The 8391-nt window shown below is 62.6% G+C and carries 5 protein-coding genes and 2 pseudogenes; 3 read left to right on the plus strand and 4 right to left on the minus strand.

Features of this window, described 5'->3' with window-relative positions; all coding sequences use genetic code 11:
* The first annotated feature begins 97 nt into the window (after nt 1-97).
* Nucleotides 98-469, plus strand: coding sequence for a hypothetical protein (locus tag IQ26_RS40595; RefSeq protein ID WP_240547259.1), 372 nt, complete (start codon nt 98-100; stop codon nt 467-469).
* The gene (locus IQ26_RS27500) at nt 470-1036 is read left to right on the plus strand and encodes a type II toxin-antitoxin system VapC family toxin (RefSeq protein ID WP_145721509.1); all 567 of its coding nucleotides are present in this window, start codon (nt 470-472) and stop codon (nt 1034-1036) included. It abuts the gene before it with no gap.
* Here the strand turns inward: IQ26_RS27500 and IQ26_RS41620 are convergent.
* The 4 genes and pseudogenes from IQ26_RS41620 to IQ26_RS27520 all read right to left on the minus strand — a co-directional run.
* Nucleotides 1021-1467: pseudogene (locus IQ26_RS41620) on the minus strand (helix-turn-helix domain-containing protein); the annotation flags it as partial. The gene IQ26_RS27500 and the pseudogene IQ26_RS41620 overlap by 16 nt on opposite strands.
* Nucleotides 1468-1681: 214 nt before the next feature.
* Nucleotides 1682-4864 (minus strand): efflux RND transporter permease subunit, encoded by a 3183-nt coding sequence (locus IQ26_RS27510; protein ID WP_145721510.1) that lies wholly within the window; start codon nt 4862-4864, stop codon nt 1682-1684.
* Entirely contained in the window at nt 4861-6072 is a 1212-nt protein-coding gene (locus tag IQ26_RS27515) for an efflux RND transporter periplasmic adaptor subunit (RefSeq protein ID WP_240547260.1), read from the minus strand. The genes IQ26_RS27510 and IQ26_RS27515 overlap by 4 nt, the downstream gene beginning before the upstream one ends.
* Nucleotides 6073-6520: 448 nt before the next feature.
* Nucleotides 6521-7465: an AraC family transcriptional regulator gene (locus IQ26_RS27520; protein WP_145721511.1), complete on the minus strand. Its 945-nt coding sequence runs from the start codon at nt 7463-7465 to the stop codon at nt 6521-6523.
* Nucleotides 7466-7557: 92 nt separating this feature from the next.
* Here IQ26_RS27520 and IQ26_RS27525 point away from each other — a divergent pair.
* Nucleotides 7558-8302: pseudogene (locus IQ26_RS27525) on the plus strand (SDR family oxidoreductase).
* Nucleotides 8303-8391: the final 89 nt, after the last annotated feature.

An 8391-nucleotide genomic window follows, 5' to 3' on the forward strand; every position in this document is an offset into this window, starting at 1 on the left:
CACCGCCGCAAGGATGGAGCATTCGGGTTCTTGAAAATCCCTGTGTCTCTGTTATGTTAGACGAAATCGCGAAATGTCCGACATTGGAGTCTGCTTCATGGCTAAGGCAGCGACGAAGAAACCCACAGCTAGCGCAGGTATGGCTGACATGGCTTCGAAGGTGGGTGAGCCGCTTTCGAAGGTCGGTCGGGTAAAGAAGACTGGTACCTCTGTCCCGATCAGCGCAACCCGTTTCGAAGCTGTCATGAGGGCGGCAGAACTTTCTGGTCTCCTGGGCGAAAAGAGCACGAGGATCGGCGGCCGCATCAGCCCGGTGCTGATTGATAAAGCAAAGAAGCAGACTGGGATTAAGACTGATACCGACTTGATCGAATTCGCCCTTGCCAGTGTCGCGCTCGACGATAATTTCGCAAAAACATTCAGAAAGACGAGGCGAACCGTCGATCCGTCCCTTAAGCTTGGGTTCTGAATGACGGATTTCGATTTCGCCGGGTCTGTCCGCTGGGCACGGTTCGATCCGCAAAAGACGCTGTCGCGTCGCAAGGATGACGAACTGCCTTTCCTCGGCGATACCGCCGAGGCGGGACAGGAGCTTATGCTTGATACCTGTGTCTATATCGACGGTTTGCAGGGACGCGCCCCAGATGTCGTGGCCGATCTGCTCGATCTCAGGCTCAGCAATCATTCGACGATTGCCATCCAAGAACTTATGCATACCGTCGGCGTGCTAGACCCCAAACATCCCGGCACAAAGACGGCAATCAGGCAGATTGGCACGACCGTTGGCGAGATGCACCCGCATCGTGTGTTCGCACCAGATCCCGACGTGCTTGGAAAAGGTGCTCTATTGTCAGGCATCCTATGTCGCCTTCAGGGTTACCGGAAAGATGCCCGGCTTCGTGCCCTTCAGGATTGTGTTTTGTTCCTGCAGGCGCAGAAGCTAGGGTTTACGGTCCTTACTGGGAACATCGGCGACTTCGATTATCTTCTTCAACTAATCCCGACCGGGCGGGCGCTATTTTATCGTCGAACGTGATCATCGCTCCATGGCGAGGAGAGCATCATGTCAACGAGCCCACCCGCGCGATCAGACTCATGGATCATCACACCAACTTCGTCCGTCGCGTCGCTGGTGCGCGGGCGAACGCAGGAGCGGCCTTCGTCACGCCGATCACGACGCGCATAACGGCCGGGCAGCTGCCCGACATGGCGGCTGAAGCGCTGCTGAATGTGCTTGCCGAACCATAGCCTACCCGCCGCACAACTTCGTCGAGCGCGGCGCCCCTGCTCAGCATTCTTCGCAACAGCCATGCGCCAGCCGAGGAGGTGCTCCATCGGTCGGAGCCCCACGGTGCGCGTGAAGCGGTCGCTGTGCAATTGCCGTAACGCTTCGGCGACATGCGCGTCGGCCAGCCCGCGCAGCAGCCCGGGCGGTGCGTGTTTCCCCTGAGTTGCCCGCAGCGCTTCCGCGCGATCTGGCCGACGACCCCCAGCGGCGATCGGCTCGATGCGCTTTTCTGCGCGATCCAGACGGCCTGGGCGTGAACGATGCGAAGCGATACGGCGCGCCGGAACATCTCGATCCGCTCGAGGGATGGACCGCCGGTCCATCCCTCCGCGAGATCCAGGAACCCGCCGGTCCGGCCTTCAGCCTGAACCCGGCGCCTCATCGGCTCGGCGTCTACTCGGCTGCGCCGCTCTCGGAAGCCAGGTTAGGGCCGGCTTCAGGCCGCCTGCGCCGGAATGTCGTGCGCAGAGCAACGTAGAAGACCGGCGTCAGAAACAGGCCGAACAACGTCACGCCCAGCATGCCGGAGAACACGGCCGTGCCGAGCGATTGGCGCATTTCCGCGCCAGGCCCGCTGGCGATCACCAGCGGCACCACGCCCAGGATGAAGGCGAATGCCGTCATCAGGATCGGCCGCAGCCGCAGCCGGCAGGCCTCGACAGCCGCCTCGACGGCGTCAAGGCCGCGCTCCTCACCTTGGCGCGCGAACTCGACGATCAGGATCGCGTTCTTCGCCGCCAGGCCGATGAGCACGATCAGCCCGATCTGCACGAGGATGTTGTTGTCGAGACCGCGGAAGGCGACGCCCAAGAGGGCGCCCAGCACGCTGAGCGGGACGATAAGCACGATGGCGAAGGGCGTAATCCAGCTTTCGTACAGCGCGGCGAGCGCCAGAAAGACGAACAGGACCGACAGGCCGAAGATGAAGACCGCCGTGTTGCCGGTCTGCCGCTCCTGGAAGGCGAGTTCAGTCCATTCGAAGGAAGTGCCCTGCGGCAGCGATTCGGCTGCGATCCCCTCCATCAGGTCGAGCGCCGTGCCGGTGGCGACACCCGGCGCTGCATTGCCCTGAAGCGGCACGGAGACATACATGTTGTAGCGTTGCACGAGCGAGGGACCGGTGACGTCGCGGATGTCGACCAGTGTGCCGAGCGGCACCAGGTCGCCGGCCGCCGAGCGCACCTTCAGCTTCAATATGTCGTCGCGATCGATGCGGAAAGCCTGGTCGGCTTGCGCCCGCACCTGGTAGACGCGACCGAAGGCGTTGAAATCGTTGACATAGGCGGTGCCTAGATTGATCGACAGCGTCTCGAAGATGTTGGGGATCGGCACGTTCAGCATGCGCGCCTTGTCGCGGTCGATCGCCAGGAAGAATTGCGGGCTGGAGGCCGAGAAGGTTGTGAAGACGCCCATCAACCCGGGCGTCTGGTTGGCCTTGCCGGCGATTTCGTTGGCCAGCGCCAGAACCGGCCGCATGTCGGCGCTGTTGCGCTCCTGGAGCATCATCTTGAAGCCGCCGGAGTTGCCGATGCCCCGCACTGGCGGGGGCGGCAGCGCGATGATGAAGGCCTCCTGGATGCTTTGCAGACCGCCAAACAGCGTGCCGATGATCTTGTCGGAAGTATCGCCGCTCTCGAGCCGTTCCTCGAAGCTCTTGAATGGCGCGAAGATCACGCCCGAATTGCTGGCGTTGGTGAATGTCGCGCCGTTGAATCCTGCGAAGGCGACGGCGTTGGCGACACCCGGCGTCTCGCGGATGATATCCGACGCCTTCTGGATGACTGCGTCCGTTCGGGCGAGCGAAGAGCCCTCCGGCAATTGCACGACGACGATCGCATAACCCTGGTCCATGTTCGGGATGAAGCCGCGCGGCACCGTCTGCAGCATGTGATAGGTCGCGTAGAGCAGGCCTGCGAAGACGAGCAGCATGGCGGCAAGCGCCAGAGTCGTGCCGACCAGTCTGTGCACCAGCCACGCATAGCCGTCCGCCATCTTGTCGAACCCGTTGTTGAACCCCTTTGCCAGAGCGCGGCCGAACCTTGCCAGGAAGAAGTTCGAATGTTCCTCGATGTGCGGCTTGAAAAGCACGCCAGCGAGAGCCGGCGAAAGCGTCAGCGAGTTGAATGCGGAGATCGCGGTGGAGACCGCGATGGTGATGGCGAACTGCAGGTAGAACTGGCCGGAAATCCCGGGAATGAAAGCCGCCGGAACGAAGACGGAGATAAGCACCAGCGAGATCGCGAGGACCGCGTTTCCCACTTCATCCATGGTCTTGTGCGCGGCGGCGCGCGGGGCGAGGCCCAGCCGGATGTTGCGCTCGATATTTTCCACAACCACGATGGCGTCGTCGACAACGATGCCGACCGCCAGCACCAGCCCGAACAGAGTGAGCATGTTGAGTGAGAAGCCGAAGGCGAGCAGCACGGCAAGCGTGCCGATCAGCGAGACCGGTATCGCCACGATTGGCACGATCGCCATGCGCCACGACTGCAGGAACACGACGATGACGATCACCACCAGCAGGATCGCCTCGGCGATGGTGACATAGACCTCGCTGATAGATTCAGCGATGAACTCGGTCGGATTGTAGATGATCTCGTAGGCCAGCCCCTTCGGGAAATCCTCCGAAAGCTCCGCGATAGTCTCCTGGATTTCTTCCGCCGAGGCCAAGGCATTGGTGCCCGGCCGCTGGAAGATGCCGAGCGCCACCGCCGCCTTGTTGTTGAGATAGGAATTGGTGACGTAGTCCCTGGCGCCGAGCTCTATGCGCGCCACGTCCTGCAGGGAGATCAAGCGGCCGTCCTCGGTCGACTTGACTATGACGTAGCGGAAGTCGCGCGCGTCTTCGAAGCGCCCTTGCGTGGTGACCGTATACTGGAAGGCCGAGCCGTCGCCAATCGGCGGCGCGCCGATCGAGCCGCCCGACACCTGGACGTTCTGGTCGCGCAGCGCCTGGACTACGTCGCCTGCGGTCATGCCGTAGGCGGACAGCTTTTCCGGGTCGAGCCAGACGCGCAGCGAATATTCGCGCTCGCCGAAGATCTGCACGTCGCCGACGCCGTCCAGTCTCAGCAGGACGTCGCGCACGCGCGAACGCGCATAATTCGAGACGTAGAGCTGATCATATGTGTCGTCGGGCGACAGCATATGGATGACCATCATCAGGTCGGGCGAACTTTTCGCCGTGGTGATGCCGAGCCGGCGCACCTCTTCCGGCAGGCGCGCTTCGGCGATCGAGACGCGGTTCTGGACTAGCACCTGCGCCGCGTCGAGATCGGTGCCGGGGCGAAAGGTGATGGTGAGCGACATCGAGCCTTCGCCGGAGGAATAGGACGACATGTAGAGCATGTGCTCGACGCCGTTGATTTCCTGTTCGATCGGCGTCGCCACGGTCGCGGCGACCGTCTCAGCGTCGGCGCCCGGATAGGAGGCGCGCACCACGATGGTCGGTGGCGCGATTTCGGGATATTGCGCGACCGGAAGCTGCGTATAGGCGATGCCGCCGACGAGCACGAGCACGATCGACAGCACCGCCGCGAAGATCGGGCGGTTGACGAAGAAATGGGCGAAGTTCATTGCGTCTGCCCTTCGGCTTCAACCTTGGGCGGCAACGTGGTCATCTCGGGCTTGACGGTGATGCCCGGCCGCACTCGCACCAGCCCGTTGATTACCACGGTCTCTTCGCCGGTGAGGCCCTCGCGGATAACGCGATAGCCGTCGATGCGCGGACCGGTGCGGACCGGCTTGGCCGAGATCAGGCCTGCCTCGTCGACAACGAAGACGATGCGGCGGTTCTGGTCGGCGCCGATCGCCTCGTCAGGCAGAAGCACGCCCGGATGCGGCAGCGAGCCGGGCACGTTGATGCGGCCGAACATGCCCGGCTGCAGCACGCCGTCCTTGTTGTCGAAGCGCGCCCTGACCCGCATCGTGCCGGTAGCTTCGTCCAGACGGTTCTCGGCGAAGTCGAGCTTGCCCTTGAACGTCGCTTCATTACGGTCGGCGACACGGACGACAACATCGACGCCGCCGGCGCCCTCCTGCATGACGCCGCCGCGCTCGCGGGCGTCGCGCGCATAAGCGAAGTAAGACCGCTCATCGATGTCGAAATAGAAGTCGATCGGGTCGATCGAGACGATGGTGGTCAGCACGGTCTGGTCGGCCTGCACCAGATTGCCCGGCGAGACGAGCCGGCGGTCGACCCGGCCGGGAAACGGCGCCTTGATCTCGGTGAATTCGAGATCGAGACTTGCGTTTTCAAGTGCCGCCTCCGCTCCCTCCAGTTGCGCTTGGGCGGCGAGATATTCGCGGCGGCGGTCGTCCAGTGTCGAAACCGGTATGTTGCCTTCGCGCGACAGGGTCTCGGCGCGCTCGAACTGCATCTTGCTGAATTCGACCAGGGTCTTGGCCGAGTCAACTTGCGCCTGCGCCTGGTTCAGCGCCGCCTTGAACGGCCGCTGGTCGATGGTAAACAGGAGGTCGCCCTGCTTGACCAGCGTACCGTCCTGGAAATGGACCTGGTCGAGATAGCCGCCGACGCGGGAGCGCAGCGAAACCTGGTCGACGGCTTCGAAACGGCCGACGAACTCATCGTCCTCGACGATATCGCGCACCAGCGGCTTGGCTACCGTGACGACGGGCGCGGGAGGCGCTTCCTGCGCCTGTGCGGCCAGGGCCGCGAGCAAGCCGATCGCCGCGAAGGCCGCGGCGGCGAGCCATTTTGCAGGGACGTTTCTGCTTGAGGGGGCGGCCAGAGAATCGTGGCGGAGGCGTGCAGTGTGAACCATGGTTACCCCTCGTAAGCGGCCCTACATGCGAGTCCGTAAAAGGTAGCGGGTGTGCTGCACAAATCAATCATTTTGAACTGACCATCACAACCGACAGCCTGCTATAGAACAAACATCGAACATCACCGTCCTTGACAAGGAAGCGGCTAACCGGGGAGCGCGAACGCACATCTCGCGTTTATCCGCTGCGTAGGCATCGCCATGCGCTCGAGCTAAAGCGGATCTGACAAGCCGTTGCGCATCCCGACGTGCGGCGGTTCTGTCGAGGAACAGGGCCGCTCTCGCATAGAGGTCCGACCTGCTTCTCATATCCGATAGGGCCTTTCCGGCGATACCAGGTGCGACCGGGCGGGCGCTGTTTTATCGTCGAGCGTGATCATCACTCCGTGGCGAGGAGAGCATCATGTCAACGGACCCATGGATCATCGCACCGACCGCGTCCGTTGCCTCACTGGTGCGCGCGGGCGAACGCGGGAGCGCCCGGTCCTTCGTCACGCCGATCACGACGCGCGTAACGGCCGGGCGGTTGCCCCACATGGCGGCTGAAAGCGCTGCTGAACGTGCTTGCCGAACCATAGCCGACACGCCTCGCAACTTCGTCGAGCGCGATGCCCCTGCTCAGCAGAAGGTCCTTCGCAACAGCCATGCGCCAGCCGAGGAGGTACTCCATCGGCCGGAGCCCCACCATGCGCGTGAAGCGGTCGAAGAAGGCCGATCGGGACATTCCCGCCTCGCGTGCAAGTTCAGCCACTGTCCACGGCCGTTCAGGATCGCTGTGCAATCGCCGTAACGCTTCGGCGACGCGCGCGTCGGCCAGCCCGCGCAGGAGTCCGGGCGGTGCGTCTTTCCCCTGAGTTGCCCGCAGCGCTTCGATCAGCAGGACCTCGACCAGACGCGCAAGCACAAGATCGCGGCCGACGCTCTGCTCGCTGGCCTCCTCGCCGACGAGGCGTACCAGCAGCGAAAGCCGCTGGATTCCGCGCACGTGAACCATCGCCGGGAGGAGCGATACCAACAAAGCCGCATCGGGAGACTCGAAAATGAAATAGCCGCCGAGCAGGCGCACGTCAGGAGGGCCGCCGAGCCGGCCGTGACGGACCTCCCCAGCGGGCACGGGCGTCACCTTCGGATTGATGTGTCTGGGCATCGCCCATTCGAAGCTGGACATCGTGAAGGCGGGCGTCGCCGGCAGAAGCACGAAGTCGCCTTCCTCAAGGCTGATGGGGTCTTCTCCATCGACGGCAAGGCGACATCGGCCCTCGATTACCGCACAGAAGCCCGGCTGGCCGAACTCGGAATAGCGCACACCCCAACGCCCTGCGCCGCTGATCCCTTTCGAGAAGACGGCGCGTGGCCGGAGGAGTTCGATAACTTGACAGAGAGGATCGGTCATTTCCGGACTATCTCTCATGAAATATGGACTTCTGATCGATGATAGTCCTGAGGTTATTTCTCTCGCGTCAACCTCCAAGAAAGGACCTCGACATGAAAACCGTCCTCATTACGGGCTGCTCGTCCGGCTACGGACTCGAGACTGCGCGCCATTTCCATTCCCAGGGATGGAATGTGCTGGCCACCATGCGAACTCCGCGCGAAGGAATCGTGCCCTCGGTCGGATCGCATCCGCGTGCTGCCGCTCGATGTCACCAATGCGGAGAGCATATCAGCGGCGCTCGACGCGAGCGGCCCAATCGACGTGCTCGTCAACAATGCCGGCATCGGTGTCGTCGGCGCTTTCGAAGCCACGCCAATGACCCATGTGCGCAAAGTGTTCGAGACCAACACATTTGGCGTGATGGCGATGAGCCAGGCCGTAATACCCCAGTTTCGTTCCCGCAGATCGGGCGTGGTGGTCAACGTGACTTCAAGCGCAACGCTTGCCCCCATGCCGTTGGCAGCGGTTTACACCGCCAGCAAGATGGCCATCGAGGGATTCACAGGATCGCTGGCCCACGAGCTGCGGGCGTTCGACATACGGGTCAAGCTGGTTGAGCCCGGTTACGCCCCGACCACGCGCTTTTCGCAGAATACGCAACTGCGCATCGACGAGTTGATTCCCGAGGCATATGCGTCGTTTGCGGGACCGATCTTCGCCGAATTCTCCAGCCCAGCCATGGTGACGAAGGAAACCGACGTGGCCGAGGCGGTGTGGCATGCCGCGAACGATGTATCAGGCCAACTCCGTTTTCCGGCAGGACCCGACGCTGTGGCGTTGGCACAAGCGAGCTAGCCTGAAAAATTCACGGCGGGTTGGCGGATGTGGTTCAAGCCGTTGAAATGACCTAGGATTTGGTTGCTAAGGCCGATCCGAATCATTTC

It is taken from the genome of Mesorhizobium tianshanense (genome assembly GCF_007830515.1).
Taxonomy (GTDB): Bacteria; Pseudomonadota; Alphaproteobacteria; order Rhizobiales; family Rhizobiaceae; genus Mesorhizobium; species Mesorhizobium tianshanense.

Coding starts and splice junctions, on each gene's coding strand:
- IQ26_RS40595 (WP_240547259.1), top strand. CDS start 98: ATGGCTAAGGCAGCGACGAAGAAACCCACAGCTAGCGCAGGTATGGCT.
- IQ26_RS27500 (WP_145721509.1), top strand. CDS start 470: ATGACGGATTTCGATTTCGCCGGGTCTGTCCGCTGGGCACGGTTCGAT.
- IQ26_RS27510 (WP_145721510.1), bottom strand. CDS start 4,864: ATGAACTTCGCCCATTTCTTCGTCAACCGCCCGATCTTCGCGGCGGTG.
- IQ26_RS27515 (WP_240547260.1), bottom strand. CDS start 6,072: ATGGTTCACACTGCACGCCTCCGCCACGATTCTCTGGCCGCCCCCTCA.
- IQ26_RS27520 (WP_145721511.1), bottom strand. CDS start 7,465: ATGACCGATCCTCTCTGTCAAGTTATCGAACTCCTCCGGCCACGCGCC.